This window comes from Geodermatophilus sp. SYSU D01105 (assembly GCF_054050095.1).
The window spans coordinates 94,472-112,227 of the sequence record NZ_JBJGYR010000005.1; the positions used below are offsets into that span (position 1 = coordinate 94,472).

Sequence of the window (17,756 nt, forward strand, 5' to 3'; positions counted from 1 at the left end):
GGTGATCGCCCCCTCGCCGGCGTGGGCGCTGGTGCCGGTCGCCGCGCTGGCCTGGTGGGTGGTCGGGTACCTGCCCTGGTTGCTGGACGGCGTGGGGCGGGCGGCGCCGCTGGCGCTCCCGCTGCGGGCCGCCCTGCTCACCGCCCTGGTGCTCGGGGCCGTCGCGGGCGGGGTGCTGGCCGGGCTGGCCGGCCTGCTCGCGCGGCCGGGGTCCGGGGGTCGGGCGCTGCTGGCCACCGGGTGCGGGACGGCGCTGGCGGTGGTGGTGTGCCTGACGCAGTCGGTCGCCTGGGCCGGCCGGGGCTCGGGCTTCGACGCTGACCAGCGCGTGCTCACCGCACTCAGCGCGGTCGTCGTCGGGACCACCCTGCTGGCGTGGGGGCTGGGCTCCCTCGCGGTGCTGGGACGGCCGGGCGCCGGCGTGGCGCTCGGGGTGGTCGCGGGGGTCCTGCCGGGGTGGCTGACGTCGGTCGTCCTGGCGGTGCTGCCGCTGCAGGCGCTGAGCACGGTCGGGACGCTCGCGGTCTGGGGACAGGCGGCCGCGCTCGCCGGGGCGCTGGTCGCCGCCGGCGTGCGGCCGCCGGCCCGTCTGGCGCTCTGGCCGGTCGTGCTGCTGGTGGCCTGGTTCGTCGGCCCGGCGCTGACGGCGGTGACCTACCTGGAGCCCTCCCTGCGACCGGGGGTGGGGCTGCCCCGTGGCCTCGGGGACGCCCTCGCCGGCGCCGAGCAGGTGTTCTGGCTGTCGGCGTCCCCGCTGGTCCGGCAGCTGCTCCCGTGGGTGGTGGCCGTGGTCGGGGCGGTGTTCCTCGCCGTCCTGCTGGCCGGGCGCCGCCGTCCGGCCCCCTCGGCCGGCTGAGCGGCGTCCCGCCCGCCGGTGCAGCGGGCGTGGCGGCTACACCTCGTCGTCCGGCAGGCCGCGCGCCCGGCGGTCGAGCAGCAGCGCCCCGCAGACCACCGCCAGGTCGACCAGGCCCACGAGCCGCCCGTCCTCCACCACCGGGGCGTAGGCGACGTGGGTCTCGAGCATCCGCTCGGCCACCTCCGGGACGGGCGTGTCCGGCGTGAACGCGACGACCTCGGCGAGGTGGAGATCGGTGATCCGGGTCTCCTCGAGGTCCCGCCCGTCCGCGACGGCCTGGGTGACGTCGCCGTCGCAGATCACCGCGATCGGCCGGCGCTGGGCGTCGTCGCTGATGACCACGAGTGCGTTGTCGTGCGACTTCTTCATCAGGTACGCCACCGCGGCGACGTGGGCGCTGCGCTCGACCGTCGTCACCGGCGGGCGCATCACCTGCCCCGCGACCAGCCGGCCGGTGCTGGTCGGGACGCGGAACGGGGGTGCGGACATGTCCGTGATCCCTTCGGGAGCCGGTCGTGCCGCGATCGTCCCGCCCACGGGGGAGGAGCGGGAGGGCCCGACGGCTCTCAGGCGTCGAGGCGGGAGAGCTGGTCGGGGGTCAGCTGCACGTGGACGGCGGCCGCGGAGTCCACGATCGACGCCGGGCGCGACGCCCCGGGGATCGGGATCACCACCTCCGCCTGCGCCAGGTGCCAGGCCAGCGCCACCTGGTACACCGAGACGCCCAGCTCGTCGGCCACCTCGGCGAACGCCGGCGCGGTGTCGTCGAGCGAGCCGGCCGCTGACACCCCGCCGAAGGGGCTCCACGGCAGGAACGCCAGCCCGTGCGCGGCGCAGTGCGCCACCTCGTCGGCGGAGAACCGCCACCCGGGGGAGAACTGGTTCTGCACGCTGACCAGCGCCGGGCCCACGATCGAGCGGGCGACGTCGATCTGCGCGATGTCGGCGTTGGAGATCCCGACCATGCGCACCAGGCCGTCGTCGGCGAGCTGGCGCAGGGCGCCCATCGACTCCTCCCACGGCGTGTCGGGGTCGGGCCGGTGGTACTGGTACAGGCCGATCGCCTCCACCCCCAGCCGGCGCAGCGACCCCTCGCAGGCCGTGCGCAGGTAGGCCGGTGACCCGTCGAGCTCCCAGTCGGTACCGCGCCGGGTGTGCCCGCCCTTGGTCGCCACCAGCACCGACGACGTGTCGCCCCCGTAGGACCGCAGCGCGTCGGCGACCAGCGACTCGTTGTGCCCGAACTCCGCCTCGTCGCGGGCGTAGGCGTCGGCGGTGTCGATGAGCGTCACGCCGGCGTCGAGCGCGGCGTGGACCGTGGCGACGGCGTCCTCGTGGGACGGCCGGTCGGTCTTGGTGGACAGGGGCATCGCCCCGAGGCCGATGGCGCTGACGGTCTGGTCTCCGATGCGTCGCTGCTGCACGGAGGTGTCGTGCCCCGCGGGTAGCGTTCGCAAGCGTGAGCGGACAGGGGCGTGAGCCCGACAGCGAGCGCGCGAGCCGACAGGGAGTGAGCACCGCAGCGAGCCCTGCGAGCGAGGAGCGGAGCGACCGCGGAGGCGAGCCGTGACCCAGCGACCGAGGAGCGGAGCGCCCCGCGGGAGCGAACCGGGGACGCCGTGAGTTCGCTGTTCGACGAGGCGCCTGCGGAGGCGGCCGGGGTCGACCCGGGCGCGCCGCTGGCCGTGCGCATGCGGCCGCGGTCGTTGGACGAGGTCGTCGGCCAGCAGCACCTGCTGGGCCCGCGCTCGCCGCTGCGGCGGCTGGTCGAGGCCGACGAGCCCATGTCGCTGGTCCTCTACGGCCCGCCGGGGACCGGCAAGACCACGCTGGCGCACGTCATCTCGCTGGCCACCAAGCGGCAGTTCGTGCAGCTGTCGGCGCTGGACTCCGGGGTCAAGGAGGTCCGCGCGGTCATCTCGGCCGCGAAGCGGGAGCTCACCTACGCCGGCCGGCGCACGGTGCTGTTCATCGACGAGGTGCACCGCTTCTCCAAGACCCAGCAGGACTCGCTGCTGTCCGCGGTCGAGGACCGCATCGTCAGCCTCATCGCCGCGACCACCGAGAACCCGTTCTTCTCCGTGGTCAGCCCGCTGCTCTCCCGCTCGCTGGTGCTGGCGTTGCAGCCGCTGTCCGACGACGACGTCCGCACCCTGCTGCGCCGCGCGCTGACCAGCGACCGCGGCCTGGACGGCGCGGTCACGCTGAGCGCCGAGGCCGAGGAGCACCTCGTCCGCATCGCCGGAGGCGACGGGCGCAAGGCGCTGACGGCACTGGAGTCCGGCGCGGGTGCCGCGCTGGCGGCCGAGCTGCCCGAGATCGACCTGGCGACCCTCGAGACGGCGGTCGCCCAGGCGGCGGTGCGCTACGACCGGCAGGGCGACCAGCACTACGACGTGGCCAGCGCGCTGATCAAGTCCATCCGCGGCAGCGACGTCGACGCCGCCCTGCACTACCTCGCGCGGATGGTGGAGGCGGGGGAGGACCCGCGCTTCATCGCCCGCCGGCTGGTCATCTCCGCGAGCGAGGACATCGGCATGGCCGACCCGACGGCGCTGCAGACCGCCGTCGCCGCCGCCGATGCGGTCGCCTTCATCGGCATGCCGGAGGGGCACTTCCCGCTGGCGCACGCGGTCGTCCACCTGGCGACCGCGCCCAAGTCGAACGCGGTGACCGTGGCCATCAGCGAGTCCGTCGCCGACGTGCGGGCCGGCCTCGGCGGGCCGGTGCCGCCGGGGTTGCGCGACGCCCACTACGCGGGGGCGAAGAAACTCGGCCACGGCGCGACCTACCGCTACCCGCACGACGCGCCCGACGGGATCGTGCCGCAGCAGTACCCGCCGGACGCGCTGGTCGGCCGCGACTACTACCGGCCCACCAGTCGCGGCGCCGAGGGCCCGATCGCGGCGCGTCTGGGGAAGCTGCGGGCGATCGTCAGACGACAGCCCCGGGAGCACCGCAGCACGGGCAGCCCGCAGCGCGGGGTCTGACCGACGGCATCGTCCGGCGCGGCCGCTGGACGCCGGCGGCGGGCGCGCGCTCGGACCGACGGCACCGTCGCGGCGCGGCCGCGGGGCTCCGGCGGTGCGGGCACGGCGGCCCGCGGCCGCGACTACTGTGACCACGCCGGGCCCGACGCCCTCCGGGAGCCCCGGGCGCAGCCCGGTTCCGGACCTGACAGCCGAGGAACAGGAGACCCGCGCGTGACCGCAGGAGAGTGGGCCGGATTGATCGCAGCGCTGGCCCTGGTGCTGCTGGTGGTGCTGCTCGCCGTCCCGATCCTCAAGCTGGGGCGCACGCTGGACGAGGCGACCCTCACCATCCGCCAGACGCGTGAGCAGAGCGCCCCGATCCTCAGCCAGGCGTCGACGACGGTCGCGCACGTCAACAGCAACCTGGAGCGGGTCGACGACATCACCGGCAACGCCGCCAACGTCTCCAGCAACGTCGCCGCGCTCACCAGCGTCGTCGCGGCCACGCTGGGCAGCCCGCTGATCAAGGTGGCCGCGTTCAGCTACGGCGTCCGCAGCGCGGCGAGGAAGAAGCGGGAGGGCCAGGCGATCGCCGAGGCCGCCCAGCGCGACAAGGACGCGCGGCGCGCCCGCCGCGCCGCCCGGCGGGCCGCCTGATGCGCCGGCTGTTCTGGCTCGCGATGGGCGTCACCATCGGCGCCCTCCTCGTCCGCAAGCTCTCCCGCGCGGCGGAGAAGATGACGCCCCAGGGGATCGCCGGTGCCCTCGTGGAGGGCCTGCGCGACCTCGCCGACGCGATCGGCGAGTTCGGGGCCGACGTCCGGGCCGCCGCGGCCGCGCGGGAGCAGGAGCTGCGCGCCGGCACCGGCCTGGACGCCCCGCTGCCCGACGGCGGCCCGGCCCAGCTCCCCGTGCGCCGGGGCGCGCACGCCGCCGACCGCTGACCCCCTTCCCGCCCGCGGGGCCGACCGTCCCGCCCTCTCCGACCGAGTAGGACATGCAGACCGCCGAGATCCGCCGCCGCTTCCTGGAGCACTTCGCCGCGCGCGGCCACACCGTCGTCCCCAGCGCCTCGCTGGTCTCGCCGGACCCCTCCCTGCTGTTCACCGTGGCCGGGATGGTCCCGTTCATCCCGTACCTGACCGGCCGCGAGCCGGCGCCGTACCCGCGGGCCACCAGCGTGCAGAAGTGCGTGCGCACCCTCGACATCGAGGAGGTGGGCAAGACCACCCGCCACGGCACGTTCTTCCAGATGAACGGCAACTTCTCCTTCGGCGACTACTTCAAGGAGGGGGCCATCCAGCACGCCTGGGACCTGATCACCGGATCGGTCGCCGAGGGCGGGCTCGGCTTCGACCCCGACCGGATCTGGGTCACCGTCTACCTGGACGACGACGAGGCGGCGGCCGCGTGGAAGCGCATCGCCGGACTCCCGGACGAGCGCATCCAGCGCCGCGGGCTGAAGGACAACTACTGGCACACCGGCCAACCCGGCCCGGGCGGCCCGTGCAGCGAGATCTACTACGACCGCGGCCCCGAGCACGGGCAGGACGGCGGACCGGTGGTCGACGAGGACCGGTTCCTCGAGATCTGGAACCTCGTCTTCATGCAGTACGAGCTCGACGACGTGCGGAGCAAGGAGGAGTTCCGCATCGTCGGCGACCTGCCGAAGAAGAACATCGACACCGGCATGGGCCTGGAGCGGGTCGCCTACCTGCTCCAGGGGGTGAACAACCTCTACGAGATCGACGAGGTCGCGCCGGTGCTGCGCCGCGCCGCCGAGCTGGCCGGCGTGACCTACGGCCGGGAGCACGAGGACGACGTCCGGCTGCGCGTGGTCGCCGACCACGTCCGCAGCGGCCTCATGCTCATCGGGGACGGCGTGACGCCGGGCAACGAGGGCCGCGGTTACATCCTGCGCCGGCTGCTGCGCCGCGCCGTCCGCTCGATGCGGCTGCTCGGCGTCGACGAGGCCACCCTCCCCGAGCTGCTGCCGGTCTCACGGGACGCGATGAAGGCCAGCTACCCCGAGCTGGAGACGGACTTCGCGCGCATCTCCAGCGTCGCCTACGCCGAGGAGGAGGCCTTCCGGCGCACCCTCACCGCCGGGACGACGCTGTTCGACACCGCCGTCGCCCGCGCCAAGGAGGCCGGGACGCCGACCCTGTCGGGGGAGCAGGCGTTCTCGCTGCACGACACCTACGGCTTCCCGATCGACGTCACCCTCGAGATGGCCGCCGAGCAGGGGGTCACCGTCGACGAGGACGGCTTCCGGGCGCTCATGCAGCAGCAGCGCGAGCGCGCCCGCGCCGACGCCCGCGCCAAGAAGACCGGGTCGGTCGACGTCCTGGCCTACCGCCGGCTGCTCGCCGACCACGGCCCCACCGACTGGCGGGCCTACGACACCCTGCGGACCGAGTCGCGCGTGCTCGGCCTCGTCTCCGACCTCGCCGCGGAGGAGGGCGCCGAGGTCGTCCCGGCCGGTCCCGGCGAGATCACCCGCGTGGTGCTCGACCGCACGCCGTTCTACGCCGAGTCCGGTGGCCAGGTCGCCGACGCCGGCGTCCTGACCTGGGACGGCGGCCGCGCCGAGGTGCTCGACGTGCAGCGGCCGGTCAAGGGCCTGGTCGCCCACCAGGTCCGCGTGCTGGAGGGGGAGCTGCGCGAGGGCGCCGAGCTGGTCGCCGAGGTCGACCGTGAGTGGCGGCTGTCGGCCTGCCAGGCGCACTCGGGCACCCACGTGGTCCACGCCGCCCTGCGCCAGGTGCTCGGCCCGCAGGCGTTGCAGTCGGGCTCCTACAACCGCCCGGGGTACCTGCGGCTGGACTTCGCCTGGCAGGGCGCGCTCACCCAGCAGCAGCGGCACGACATCGAGGACGTCGCCAACGCCGCCGTCCGCGCCGACCACACGGTCACCGCCAGCTACATGACGCTGCCCGAGGCGCAGGCGATCGGGGCGCTGGCCCTGTTCGGGGAGACCTACTCCGAGCAGGTCCGCGTCGTGGAGATCGGCGGCCCGTGGTCGCGCGAGCTGTGCGGTGGCACCCACGTGCAGGGCAGCGCCCAGATCGGGACGCTCGCGCTGACCGGCGAGTCCTCGGTCGGGTCGGGGTCGCGCCGGGTGGAGGCCGCCGTCGGGCTGGAGGGCTTCCGCTACCTCGCCCGCGAGCGGGACCTGGTCCGGCAGCTCGGTGAGGTGCTCAAGACCCCGACCGACACCCTGGTCGAGCGGGTCAGCGGCATGCTGGCCCGGCTGCGCGACGTCGACAAGGAGCTCGCCGAGCTGCGCGCCCAGCAGACCCTCGCCGCGGCGGGCGAGCTCGCCGCCGGCGCGCGGGACGTCGGCGGGGTCGCCGTGGTCACCGGCTCGCCCGGCGGCCTGGCCGGCGGGGACCTGCGCACGCTGGCCCTCGACGTCCGCGGCCGGCTGCCCGCCGACCGTCCGGCGGTGGTCTTGCTCGCCTCGGAGTCGGCGGGCAAGGTGGCTCTCGTGGCGGCCCTCAACCCGGCTGCCCAGGCGCGCGGGCTGTCGGCCAACGACGTGCTCCGCGCGGCGGCGCCCCCGGTCGGCGGCCGGGGCGGCGGCAAGGCGGACGTGGCCCAGGGGGGCGGTACCGACCCCGCGGGCATCCCAGCGGCCCTGCAGGCCGGCGAACAGGCGGTCGCGACCGCCGCAGGGAGGTGAGCGAGGTGCCCGACCAGCGCCCCGACGAGACCGGTCCGGTGGGCCGGCGGCCGGTGAACCGGCCGGCCGTGCCCCCGGCACGACCGCGGCCCGCCCCGCCCCAGCAGCCCGGGCAGCACAGCACCGAGGCGATCGACCTGTCCGCCGGCTTCCCGCCGGTGCGGCACGAGACGGCGCAGATCGACCTGTCCGGTGGGCTGCCGGGCGGCCTGCCGATCCCGCCGCGGCGCCCGAAGCAGGGCCGGCGGCTGGGCATCGACGTCGGCACGGTGCGGGTGGGCGTGGCGATCTCCGACCCGACCGGCACCCTGGCCAGCCCGCTGGAGACCGTCCAGCGCCGGCGCGACGAGTCCGACCTGGACCGCATCGCCGACCTCGTGGTGGAACACGAGGTGACAGAGGTGATCGTGGGAGAGCCGAGGCACCTCTCGGGTGCGTCGGGCGCGTCGGCGCGGGAGGCGCGTGCTTACTCTCGGGCACTCGCCGGGCGGATCGGCACCGTGCCCGTGCACCTCGTCGACGAAAGGCTCTCCACCGTGACCGCAGCCAGTTCCCTCCGGGCGAACGGTCTCGACAGCCGGAAGCAGCGCCCCGTGATCGACCAGGCCGCCGCCGTGGTCATCCTCCAGGCCTATCTGGACGCCCAGCGGGAGCGCTCGTGAACGACCCGACCCCGCCCCCGCGGCGGGGTCGGCACGCGTCCCCGGACTTCCCGAGCGGGGTCCCCGCCACGGCGTGGATGGCCTCGATGCCGCGCTCCGGACCGGCCGGGGAGCCGGCCCGGCCGACGACGGGCGTGCCCTCCCGGAGCGACGCGGCACGCCGGCACGCCATGACGTCCGCCGTGCGCGCCCCGGGAGCGCGCGCCGGCCTGCCGGAGGACCGGAGCACCGGGCCGCTGCCCCCGCCCGGTGACGGCAGGGGCATGCCCCGCCCGCCCGGCCGGAGCGTGCCGCGCGAGGAGGAGGCCGGGGCCGGCCACCCGTCGGCTCCGCTGCCGGACCTCCCGCCGCGGCCGGCGGGCACCTGGTCGCGCATGCGGCGGCGCACCGACGTGCACCCCGACGACGACCAGACCGTCGCCCAACCCCTCGGCGTCCAGCCGGCGGTGCCCGGCGACCCGTACGACGACGACACCGACGCCACCCGCCTGGACCTGCACGGCTGGGACGACGACGACTCCACCGGAGGCCTGGACGTCATCGGCGCCTCCGCGGCCGAGGAGCCGCGCCGCTCCCGGCACCGCCGGGACGACGACGAGGACCCCGGCGACCGCCGCGGACGGCGCTCGGGCCGCGGACGGCGGCGCAGCCCGCTGGCCGCGATCCTGTCGCTGGTCGTGCTGGGCGGCCTGGTCGCGGGCATCGTCTTCGGCGGCAAGGCGCTGATCAACCTGGTCAACCCGCCCAGCGAGGACTTCGCCGGTCAGGGCACCGGCAGCGTCGAGGTGCGGATCGCGGTGGGGGACACCCTCAGCGACATCGCCCGGACCCTCGTCGACGACGGCGTCATCGCCTCCGTCGGCCCCTTCGTCGAGGCCGCCGAGTCCGAGCCCGCGGCGACCGGCATCCAGCCCGGCGTCTACGCCATGCGGTCGCAGATGAGCGGCGCGGCCGCCCTCGACCTGCTGCTCGACCCGGCCACCCGGCTCTTTTCGCGGGTGACCATCCCCGAGGGCTTCACCGTCCAGGCGGTCCTGCAGCGGCTCGCCGAGGCCACGCAGACCCCGGTCGAGGAGTTGCAGGCGGCCGCCGCCGACCCCGCCGCCCTGGGCCTGCCGGCCTACGCGAACGGGTCGCTGGAGGGCTACCTCTTCCCGGCCACCTACGACTTCACCCCCGACGACGAGCCGGTGGACATGCTGCGCGCGATGGTCGGCGAGTTCACCGAGACGGCGAACGGCATGCAGCTCGAGCAGCGGGCCGCGGCCGCCGGCCGGTCGGTGCACGACATCGTCACCGTCGCCTCGATGGTGCAGTCGGAGACCCGGCTCGACGAGGAGCGGGCGAACGTCGCCCAGGTCGTCTACAACCGGCTCGACCAGGGCATCGCGCTCGGCATCGACGCCACGCTGGCCTACGGCCTGCAGAAGAACGGCAACGAGCTGACCGTCGACGACCTGCAGACCGACAGCCCCTACAACACCCGGACCCGGCCCGGCCTCCCGCCGACGCCGATCAGCTCCCCGGGTGAGGCCAGCCTCGAGGCTGCCCTGGCACCCACCACCGGGGACCTCCTGTACTACGTGCTGGAGTCCCAGGACGGTCGGCACTTCTTCACCGCCGACTACGCCGAGTTCCAGGCGGCCCGCGAGCGCTGCGCCAGCGCCGGCCTCGGCTGCGGTGGCTGACGGGGGGACGGCGGCGCCCCCGACCCCTCCCCGGCGCGCGGCGGTCCTCGGCCGTCCCGTGGGCCACTCGCTGTCCCCGCTGCTGCACCGGGCGGCCTACGCCGCGCTGGGGCTGACCGACTGGACCTACGACGCCCTGGACATCGGGGCGGAGGACCTCCCGGTCCTCCTGGCCGGGCTCGGCGAGGAGTGGCGGGGCTTCTCGGTCACCATGCCCTGCAAGCAGGCCGCGGTGGACGCCGCCGACGTCGTCGACCCGCTGCCGCGGCTGCTGCACGCGGCCAACACCCTCATCCGGTGCGAGCAGGGCTGGCGGGCGGAGAACACCGACGTCACCGGCATCGGCATGGCCCTGCAGCTCGCCGGGGTCGAGCAGGTGGGCCCGGCGGCGATCGTCGGGGCCGGGGGCACCGCGGCCGCCGCCGCGGTCGCGCTGGCCTCGCTGGGCGCCGAGCACGTGGACCTCGTCGTCCGGGAGCCCGCGCGCGCGTTCGACGTGCTGCGGGTCCTGGACACCCTGGGCGTGCCGACGACGGTGCGCTCCCTGGAGGGCGCCGTCGTGGACGCCGACGTCGTGGTGAGCACCGTGCCCGTCGGCGGGCAGCCGGTCGTGTCGGAGCTGCCCTGGCGGGCCGGGCAGACCGTCCTCGACGTCCTCTACGACCCCTGGCCGACGCCGCTGGCGACCCGCGTCCTGGCGGCCGGGGGCACCGTGGTGGGCGGTCTCGAGGTGCTCTTCTGGCAGGCCACCGCGCAGGTCGAGCTGATGACCGGGCACCCCGCGCCGATCGAGGCGATGCGCGCGGCGCTCGACGCCCGCTGACCCCCGTGCCGGCCACGGAGCTCCCTGCGCTCGCCGTCGGAGCGCTGGCCGTCGTCCCGGCGCTGGTGCTCGGGCCGTGGCTGGCGCGGCTGACGGTCCGCCTCGCCTCCCGGGACGACGCTGCCGCGGCCGGCCCGGTGCGCACCGGGGTGACCTGCCTGCTGGTCGGTGCGGCGTTCGCCGGGGTGCTGGCCCTGTCCGGGGTGCGCCCGGCCACCGTCGGCCTGGCGTGGGCCGCCGCGGCCGGGATCGTCCTGGCCGGCGTCGACCTCGCCGTCCACCGGCTGCCCGACCGGGTCACCTTCCCGGCCGGCGCGGCGGTCACCGCCGCCCTGCTGGCCGACGCCGCCGTCCTCGGCACGTGGCCGGCGCTGCTGCGGGCGGTGCTGGCGGCCGCGGTCGCGTTCGGCCTGGCGACGCTGGGGGCGCTCGCCTCGCCGCAGGGGCTGGGCTTCGGCGACGTGAAGCTGCTCGGCCTGCTGGGTCTGGTGCTCGGCTGGGTGGGCTGGGGTGCCCTGCTGGCCGGGGTGTTCCTCGGCCTGCTCACCGGTGCGGCGGTGTCACTGGCGCTGGTGGCCACGCGACGGGCGGGTTGGCGCACCGCCCTGCCGTTCGGGCCGCCGCTGCTGGTCGGTGCGGTGCTCGCCCTGGCGCTGGAGGCCCCGCTGCCGCTGGCCTAGGCGGGGCCGGGGAACCCGGCTGGCACAATCCGGGGCATGTTGCGCTGGCTGACCGCCGGTGAGTCGCACGGCCAGCAGCTCACCGCCATCCTCGAGGGCCTGCCCGCCGGCGTGCGGGTCCAGACCTCCGACCTCGACGTCGACCTGGCCCGTCGGCGGCTCGGTCACGGCCGCGGCGCGCGGATGTCCTTCGAGCAGGACGTCGTCACGCTGACCGGCGGGGTCCGCCACGGCGTCACCCAGGGCGGGCCGATCGCCGTCCAGATCGGCAACACCGAGTGGCCCAAGTGGGAGACGGTGATGTCGGCCGACCCGGTGGACCCCGAGGTGCTCGCGGGGCAGGCGCGCAACGCGCCGCTCACCCGGCCGCGTCCCGGCCACGCCGACCTCGCCGGCATGCAGAAGTACGGCTTCGACGACGCCCGCCCGGTGCTCGAGCGGGCCAGCGCGCGGGAGACCGCCGCCCGCGTCGCCCTCGGTGCGGTCGCGCGGGCGTTCCTGCGCCAGACGCTGGGCGCCGAGGTCGTCAGCCACGTGGTCGGCATCGGGCCGGTCGTCGCGCCCGACGGCATCGTGCCCGGCCCGCAGGACAACCCGCGGATCGACGAGGACCCGGTGCGCTGCGCCGACCCGGAGACCAGCGCGCTCATGGTCGCCGAGGTCGACGACGCCCGGAAGAACGGGGACACCCTCGGCGGGGTGATCGAGGTCGTCGTCCACGGCCTGCCGCCGGGCCTGGGCAGCCACGTGCACTGGGACCGCCGGCTGGACTCCCGGCTGGCCGCCGCGCTCATGGGCGTGCAGTCGGTCAAGGCGGTGGAGGTCGGTGACGGGCTGGAGACCGCGCGGCGCCGCGGGTCGGTCGCCCACGACGAGATCGTGCTCGCCGACGGCCGGGTCCAGCGGACCACCGATCGCGCCGGCGGCATCGAGGGCGGCATGACCAACGGCGAGGTGCTGCGGGTCCGCGCGGCGATGAAGCCGATCTCGACGGTGCCGCGGGCGCTGTCCACCGTCGACGTCGCCACCGGGGAGCCGGCGGTCGCCATCAACCAGCGCAGCGACGCCTGCGCGGTGCCGCGCGGCGCCGTCGTCATGGAGGCGATGGTCGCCCTCGTCCTGGCCGACGCCGCCCTGGAGAAGTTCGGTGGCGACTCGGTGGCCGAGACCCGGCGCAACGCCCGGGCCTACCTCGACGCCCTCGCCGTCCGATGAGCGTCCCCGTCCTGGTCCTCGTGGGGCCGCCGTCGTCGGGCAAGACGACGGTCGGCACGGCGGTCGCCGGGATGCTCGGCGTCCCGTTCCGCGACACCGACGCCGACATCGAGGACGTCACCGGGCAGACCGTGGCCGATCTGTTCGTCGAGCGCGGAGAGCCGTTCTTCCGCGCGCTGGAGGAGCAGGCGGTGGCCCGGGCGCTCGCCGCGCACGCGGGGGTGCTGGCCCTCGGCGGGGGTGCGGTGCTCAGCGCCCCGACCCGGGAGCTGCTGGTCGGCTACGGCCGGTCCGGCGGCACGGTGGTCTGGCTCGACGTCGACCTGGCCTCCGCCGCGGAGCGGGTCGGACTCGGCCGGACCCGCCCGGTGCTGGGCATGAACCCGCGGGCCACGCTGCGCAACCTGCTGCTGGCCCGGGCTCCGCTCTACCAGGAGGTGGCCACGCTCACCGTCCCCACCGGCGGGCGCGAGCCCGGTGACGTGATCGCCGACGTCGCGGCCGCGCTGCGCTCCCGGACGACGTCGTGAGCGCGGGCGGAGCAGCCGCCGGCAGGGCACCGATCACGTGGCGGCGGGTGACGGTCGCGGGCGGCACGCCCTACGACGTCGTCATCGGGCCCGGGGCCCAGGCCGAGCTGGGACTGCTGCTGGCCGGCACCGCCCGGGCCGTCGTCGTCCACGCGCCGCCACTGGCCGCGCTCGCCGGCGCGGCGGTGGAGACGCTGCAGACCGCGGGCGTCGCCGCGGAGGCGATCGTGGTCCCCGACGGCGAGGCCGCGAAGACCGCCGAGGTCGCCGCGCGCGCCTGGGAGGAGTTCGGCCGCCTGGGCCTGACCCGGTCCGACGCCGTCGTGGGGGTCGGCGGGGGAGCGGTCACCGACCTGGCCGGCTTCCTGGCCGCCACCTGGGTCCGCGGCGTCCGGGTGGTGCACCTGCCGACGAGCCTGCTGGGCATGGTGGACGCCGCCGTCGGGGGGAAGACCGGCATCAACACCGCGGCCGGGAAGAACCTCGTCGGGGCGTTCCACCCGCCGGCCGGGGTGCTGGCCGACACCGACGTCCTCGCCGGGCTGCCGGAGGCCGAGTTCCGCGCGGGGCTGGCCGAGGTGGTCAAGTGCGGCTTCATCGCCGACGGCACCATCCTGGACCTGCTGGAGGAGGACCCCACCGGCCGCCGGGACACCGCCGAGCTCATCGAGCGCGCGGTGCAGGTCAAGGCCGACGCGGTGGGGGAGGACCTCTTCGACACCGGCCGCCGCGAGTTCCTCAACTACGGCCATACCCTCGGCCACGCCATCGAGCGGGTCGAGGACTTCGCCTGGCGGCACGGCGAGGCGGTCGCCGTCGGCCTGGTGTTCGCCGCCGAGCTGGCCGGCCAGGCGGGGCTGCTGACCCGGGCCGAGGTCGCCCGGCACCGGGAGCTGGTCGCCGCGATGGGGCTGCCCACCACCTACGCCGGCGACTGGGCGCGGCTGCAGTCGGTCATGCGGGTGGACAAGAAGGCCCGCGGGGCGTCCCTGCGGTTCGTCGTCCTCGACGGGCTGGGCAACCCGCGGATCCTGGCCGACCCGGACCAGGCCTGGCTCGACGCGGCGTGGGCCGCAGTGGCGGAGGAAGCGTGACGATCCAGGTGCTCAACGGCGCCAACCTCGGCCGGCTCGGCCTGCGCGAGCCGGACAAGTACGGGACGACGACCTACGCCGAGCTGGTGGAGCTGCTCGAGGGCACCGGGCGGGACCTCGGCGTCGAGGTGCGGGTGCGCCAGACCGACTCCGAGGGCGAGCTGCTCGGCTGGGTGCACGCCGCCTCCGACGCCGGGGACGCCGTGGTGATCAACCCGGGCGGTTGGTCGCACACCTCCGTCGTCCTGCACGACGCGCTGGCCGCCCTGAACGGCCCGCTGGTCGAGGTGCACATCACCAACATCCACAAGCGGGAGGAGTTCCGGCACCTCTCCTACGTCTCGCGGGTGGCCGACGGCGTCATCGCCGGCCTCGGCGTGCAGGGGTACGTGCTGGCGCTGCAGTGGCTCGTGGCCCGGGGGATCCGGTGAGGCGGGGAGCCGGACGGGGGGCACGGTGAACCACGCCGCGCGGCGCGAGGCGCTGCGGGCCACGGCCGCCGAGCGGGGGCTCGACGCGGTCCTGGTGACCGAGTTGCTCAACGTCCGCTACCTGACCGGCTTCACCGGCTCCAACGGCGCGCTGCTCCTGCGCACCGACGGCGGCGACGTCTTCGGCACCGACGGCCGCTACACCACCCAGGCCCGTGTCCAGGTGCCCGACGTCGAGCTGCACGTGGACCGCAACACGGTCGCCGCGCTGGCCCGCGAGGCGGTGCGGCGTGGCACCGGCCGGCTGGGCTACGAGAGCCACCACCTGACCGTCGACGGGCTGCACGCGCTCGAGGCCGTGCTCGCCGCCACCGCCGCCGGGGGCACCGTGCCGGAGCTGGCCTCCATCCGCCGGGCCGTCGAGGGGCAGCGGGCGGTCAAGGACGACGACGAGATCGACGCACTGCGGCGGGCGTGCGCCGTGGCCGACTCCGCGCTGGCCGAGCTGGCCGCGGAGGGGGCGCTGCGCCCGGGCCGCACCGAGCTGCAGGTCGGCCGGGAGCTGGACGCCCGGATGCTCGCGATGGGCGCCGAGGCGCCGTCCTTCGAGACGATCGTGGCCGCCGGCGCGAACTCCGCGATCCCGCACCACCGCCCCGACAGCACCGAGCTGCGGTCCGGCGACTTCCTCAAGCTGGACTTCGGCGCGACCGTCGACGGGTACCACTCCGACATGACCCGGACCCTCGTCCTCGGGCACGCGGCCGACTGGCAGCGCGAGGTGTACGAGCTGGTGGCCGCCGCCCAGGCGGCCGGCCGGGCCGCGCTGGCCGTCGGCGCCGACGTGGTCGCGGTCGACGCGGCGGCCCGCGACGTCATCGCCGCGGCCGGCCACGGCGAGCACTTCCCCCACGGCCTGGGCCACGGCGTCGGGCTGGAGATCCACGAGGCGCCGGGCATCGGCCAGCTCGGCGCGGGTACGCTGGCCGCCGGCATGGCCGTCACCGTGGAGCCCGGCGTCTACCTGCCCGGCCACGGCGGTGTCCGGATCGAGGACACGCTGGTCGTCACGGACGACGAGCCGGAGTTGTTGACCCTCACGAGCAAGGAACTGCTGGTTCTCTAGATGGCTACCACCAACGACCTCAAGAACGGCATGGTCCTCAACCTCGACGGCCAGCTCTGGACCGTCACCGAGTTCCAGCACGTCAAGCCGGGCAAGGGCGGCGCGTTCGTCCGCACCACACTGAAGAACGTGCTCTCGGGCAAGGTCGTCGACAAGACCTTCAACGCCGGCACCAAGGTCGACACCGCGACCGTGGACAAGCGGAACATGACGTACCTGTACAAGGACGGCACCGACTACGTCTTCATGGACGGCGAGACCTACGACCAGATCCACGTGCCGGCCGAGACGGTCGGCGGCGGGGCGGACTACCTGCTGGAGAACACCGAGGTCGTCGTCGCCGTCCACGAGGGCACCCCGCTCTACGTGGAGCTCCCGGTGACCCTGGAGCTGGTCGTGCAGCACACCGACCCGGGCCTGCAGGGCGACCGCTCCACCGGTGGCACCAAGCCCGCCACCCTGGAGACCGGGGCGCAGATCCAGGTGCCGCTGTTCGTCAACACCGGCGACAGGCTCAAGGTCGACACCCGCGACGGCCGGTACCTCGGCCGCGCCAACTGACGCACCGCCAGATGGCTGCCCGGACCAAGGCGCGCAAGCGCGCGGTCGACGTGCTGTACGCGGCCGACCTGCGCGGCCGCAGCGCGCTGGACCAGCTGGCGGAGGAGGTGGCCGCCGGTCATCCGCCGGTCAACGAGCACACCGTCCGGCTGGTCGAGGGCGTCGTGGAGCACGCGTCCCGCATCGACGAGCTGATCGACCGGCACGCCCGCGGCTGGTCGATCGACCGGCTGCCCGACGTCGACCGGGCGATCCTGCGGATGGGCGTCTTCGAGTTGCTCTGGGTGGCCGACGTGCCCGACCCCGTGGTGATCGACGAGGCCGTGGAGCTCGCCCGGGCGCTGTCGACCGACGACTCGCCGGCCTACGTCAACGGCGTGCTGGGCGCCATCCTCGACAGTGAGGTGCCCACCAGCTGAGCCCGTCGGCACACCGTCGGCAGCGTGCGCGCACTCCGGCGTGCCGCCACGGCAGACTCAGCCCCGCAGGTCGGTGCCTGGGCCGGCGGCGACCAGCATCGCGGCGAGCCGGGCGGCGGACCGCTGACGCTGGGCGCGGCGCAGGGCGGCCCGCCGGCGGGCGGCGAGCAGGAGGTCCCGGTCCAGGCTGGTGAGGACCGGGTCGGGCAGGGACATGGCGGGCTCCTCGCAGTTCGGCGCGACACCCCGACGCTAGGGCGCCCTGCTGACAGTTCTCACTCCCCAATGCGGAGGGCCGCTCCCCGCCGAGGGTGTCCGGACGCGCGAGAGGCCCCCGACCCGTCGGTCGGGGGCCTCTCGCGCGTCCGGGCCCGTCCCGGGGACGGGGCGGCTCTCAGCGCGGGGTGCGGCGGCGCTCCCAGTTCGGGTTGACCTCGTCCTCGTCCTCGTCGCCGCCGAAGCCGACGACGCTCTCCATGCCGGGGGAGAGGACCCCCCACTCGATGAGCCGGCTGGTCAGCTCGTCCGGGCTCATGTCGTAGATGATCGCCAGCGACTTGAGGTCCTCCGCACGGATGGACAGGACCTTGCCGTTGTAGTCGTGCCGCTGGGCCTGGATGGTCGAGGCGTACCGGGCCAGGGGGCCGGCCTCGTCGGCGGGCAGTGAGCCCAGTGACTCGAGGTTGAGCACGATCTTCGTCGTCGAGGTGACCGCCGAGCTCGGCCGCGGGTCGGGCAGCAGCTCGGAGACCGGCACGCCGTAGAACACGGCCAGCTCGGACAGGCGTTGCACGGTCACCGCGCGGTCGCCGCGCTCGTAGGAGCCGACGACGACGGCCTTCCAGCGGCCGTGCGACTTGTCCTCGACTCCCTGGAGCGAGAGCCCCTGCTGGTTGCGGATGGCGCGGAGCCGGGCACCGAGGGCCCGTGAGTAGTCGGTGCTCATCGCTTCCTGCTCACTGTGCGTCGTCGTGGGCGAGTTGTCGTCACGGAGCGTACTGGTCGAGCGGG

Annotated in this window: 20 protein-coding genes; 16 read left to right on the forward strand and 4 right to left on the reverse strand. The window is 75.4% G+C overall.

Annotated features, from left to right (window positions below):
* The first annotated feature begins 1 nt into the window (after window position 1).
* Window positions 2–856 carry a hypothetical protein gene (locus ACI79I_RS06170; protein WP_456991406.1) on the forward strand — a complete coding sequence of 285 codons (855 nt, stop codon included), beginning with the start codon at window positions 2–4 and terminating at the stop codon, window positions 854–856.
* 36 nt (window positions 857–892) lie between these two features.
* On the opposite strand, the gene ACI79I_RS06175 is transcribed toward ACI79I_RS06170, so the two are convergent.
* Both ACI79I_RS06175 and ACI79I_RS06180 read right to left on the reverse strand, forming a co-directional pair.
* Entirely contained in the window at window positions 893–1,348 is a 456-nt protein-coding gene (locus ACI79I_RS06175; RefSeq protein ID WP_456991407.1) for a CBS domain-containing protein, read from the reverse strand.
* A 77-nt stretch (window positions 1,349–1,425) separates the two neighbouring features.
* Complete coding sequence (locus ACI79I_RS06180) at window positions 1,426–2,283, reverse strand: aldo/keto reductase (protein ID WP_456991408.1); 858 nt, start codon at window positions 2,281–2,283, stop codon at window positions 1,426–1,428.
* 195 nt (window positions 2,284–2,478) lie between these two features.
* Between ACI79I_RS06180 and ACI79I_RS06185 the strand changes: the two genes are divergently transcribed.
* The 15 genes from ACI79I_RS06185 (at window position 2,479) to nusB (ending at window position 16,745) form a co-directional block, all read left to right on the forward strand.
* Window positions 2,479–3,849, forward strand: a complete 1,371-nt coding sequence (locus ACI79I_RS06185) for a replication-associated recombination protein A (RefSeq protein ID WP_456991409.1) — start codon at window positions 2,479–2,481, stop codon at window positions 3,847–3,849.
* A gap of 213 nt (window positions 3,850–4,062) precedes the next feature.
* Window positions 4,063–4,488, forward strand: coding sequence for a DUF948 domain-containing protein (locus ACI79I_RS06190; RefSeq protein WP_456991410.1), 426 nt, complete (start codon window positions 4,063–4,065; stop codon window positions 4,486–4,488).
* A complete protein-coding gene (locus tag ACI79I_RS06195) occupies window positions 4,488–4,775 on the forward strand; it encodes a hypothetical protein (RefSeq protein ID WP_456991412.1) in 288 nt (95 codons plus the stop codon). The genes ACI79I_RS06190 and ACI79I_RS06195 overlap by 1 nt, the downstream gene beginning before the upstream one ends.
* 53 nt (window positions 4,776–4,828) lie before the next feature.
* Entirely contained in the window at window positions 4,829–7,516 is a 2,688-nt protein-coding gene (gene alaS / locus ACI79I_RS06200; protein ID WP_456991413.1) for an alanine--tRNA ligase, read from the forward strand.
* A gap of 5 nt (window positions 7,517–7,521) precedes the next feature.
* Window positions 7,522–8,178, forward strand: coding sequence for a Holliday junction resolvase RuvX (gene ruvX / locus ACI79I_RS06205; RefSeq protein WP_456991414.1), 657 nt, complete (start codon window positions 7,522–7,524; stop codon window positions 8,176–8,178).
* A 263-nt stretch (window positions 8,179–8,441) separates the two neighbouring features.
* Entirely contained in the window at window positions 8,442–9,866 is a 1,425-nt protein-coding gene (gene mltG / locus ACI79I_RS06210; protein ID WP_456991415.1) for an endolytic transglycosylase MltG, read from the forward strand.
* Window positions 9,859–10,689, forward strand: coding sequence for a shikimate dehydrogenase (locus ACI79I_RS06215; RefSeq protein ID WP_456991416.1), 831 nt, complete (start codon window positions 9,859–9,861; stop codon window positions 10,687–10,689). The genes mltG and ACI79I_RS06215 overlap by 8 nt, the downstream gene beginning before the upstream one ends.
* A gap of 5 nt (window positions 10,690–10,694) precedes the next feature.
* Complete coding sequence (locus ACI79I_RS06220; protein ID WP_456991417.1) at window positions 10,695–11,369, forward strand: prepilin peptidase; 675 nt, start codon at window positions 10,695–10,697, stop codon at window positions 11,367–11,369.
* 36 nt (window positions 11,370–11,405) lie between these two features.
* The gene (gene aroC / locus ACI79I_RS06225; RefSeq protein WP_456991418.1) at window positions 11,406–12,584 is read left to right on the forward strand and encodes a chorismate synthase; all 1,179 of its coding nucleotides are present in this window, start codon (window positions 11,406–11,408) and stop codon (window positions 12,582–12,584) included.
* Complete coding sequence (locus ACI79I_RS06230; RefSeq protein WP_456991419.1) at window positions 12,581–13,114, forward strand: shikimate kinase; 534 nt, start codon at window positions 12,581–12,583, stop codon at window positions 13,112–13,114. The genes aroC and ACI79I_RS06230 overlap by 4 nt, the downstream gene beginning before the upstream one ends.
* Window positions 13,115–13,161: 47 nt before the next feature.
* A complete protein-coding gene (gene aroB / locus ACI79I_RS06235) occupies window positions 13,162–14,208 on the forward strand; it encodes a 3-dehydroquinate synthase (RefSeq protein WP_456991420.1) in 1,047 nt (348 codons plus the stop codon).
* Window positions 14,205–14,639, forward strand: a complete 435-nt coding sequence (gene aroQ, locus ACI79I_RS06240) for a type II 3-dehydroquinate dehydratase (protein WP_456991421.1) — start codon at window positions 14,205–14,207, stop codon at window positions 14,637–14,639. Before aroB ends, aroQ begins: the two co-directional genes overlap by 4 nt.
* 25 nt (window positions 14,640–14,664) lie before the next feature.
* Complete coding sequence (locus ACI79I_RS06245) at window positions 14,665–15,765, forward strand: M24 family metallopeptidase (RefSeq protein WP_456991422.1); 1,101 nt, start codon at window positions 14,665–14,667, stop codon at window positions 15,763–15,765.
* Window positions 15,766–16,326, forward strand: a complete 561-nt coding sequence (gene efp, locus ACI79I_RS06250; RefSeq protein ID WP_456991423.1) for an elongation factor P — start codon at window positions 15,766–15,768, stop codon at window positions 16,324–16,326.
* A gap of 11 nt (window positions 16,327–16,337) precedes the next feature.
* Entirely contained in the window at window positions 16,338–16,745 is a 408-nt protein-coding gene (nusB, locus tag ACI79I_RS06255; RefSeq protein WP_456991424.1) for a transcription antitermination factor NusB, read from the forward strand.
* 57 nt (window positions 16,746–16,802) lie between these two features.
* Here nusB and ACI79I_RS06260 read toward each other — a convergent pair whose 3' ends face one another.
* Both ACI79I_RS06260 and bldD read right to left on the reverse strand, forming a co-directional pair.
* Window positions 16,803–16,961 (reverse strand): hypothetical protein, encoded by a 159-nt coding sequence (locus ACI79I_RS06260; RefSeq protein ID WP_456991425.1) that lies wholly within the window; start codon window positions 16,959–16,961, stop codon window positions 16,803–16,805.
* Window positions 16,962–17,139: 178 nt separating this feature from the next.
* Window positions 17,140–17,691, reverse strand: coding sequence for a transcriptional regulator BldD (gene bldD, locus ACI79I_RS06265; RefSeq protein WP_091217936.1), 552 nt, complete (start codon window positions 17,689–17,691; stop codon window positions 17,140–17,142).
* Window positions 17,692–17,756: the final 65 nt, after the last annotated feature.

Bases quoted from the DNA above. Each gene is read 5' to 3' on its own strand.
- ACI79I_RS06175 (WP_456991407.1), bottom strand. From the start codon at position 1,348: ATGTCCGCACCCCCGTTCCGCGTCCCGACCAGCACCGGCCGGCTGGTC.
- ACI79I_RS06195 (WP_456991412.1), top strand. From the start codon at position 4,488: ATGCGCCGGCTGTTCTGGCTCGCGATGGGCGTCACCATCGGCGCCCTC.
- alaS (WP_456991413.1), top strand. From the start codon at position 4,829: ATGCAGACCGCCGAGATCCGCCGCCGCTTCCTGGAGCACTTCGCCGCG.
- mltG (WP_456991415.1), top strand. From the start codon at position 8,442: ATGCCCCGCCCGCCCGGCCGGAGCGTGCCGCGCGAGGAGGAGGCCGGG.
- aroC (WP_456991418.1), top strand. From the start codon at position 11,406: ATGTTGCGCTGGCTGACCGCCGGTGAGTCGCACGGCCAGCAGCTCACC.
- ACI79I_RS06230 (WP_456991419.1), top strand. From the start codon at position 12,581: ATGAGCGTCCCCGTCCTGGTCCTCGTGGGGCCGCCGTCGTCGGGCAAG.
- efp (WP_456991423.1), top strand. From the start codon at position 15,766: ATGGCTACCACCAACGACCTCAAGAACGGCATGGTCCTCAACCTCGAC.
- nusB (WP_456991424.1), top strand. From the start codon at position 16,338: ATGGCTGCCCGGACCAAGGCGCGCAAGCGCGCGGTCGACGTGCTGTAC.
- ACI79I_RS06260 (WP_456991425.1), bottom strand. From the start codon at position 16,961: ATGTCCCTGCCCGACCCGGTCCTCACCAGCCTGGACCGGGACCTCCTG.
- bldD (WP_091217936.1), bottom strand. From the start codon at position 17,691: ATGAGCACCGACTACTCACGGGCCCTCGGTGCCCGGCTCCGCGCCATC.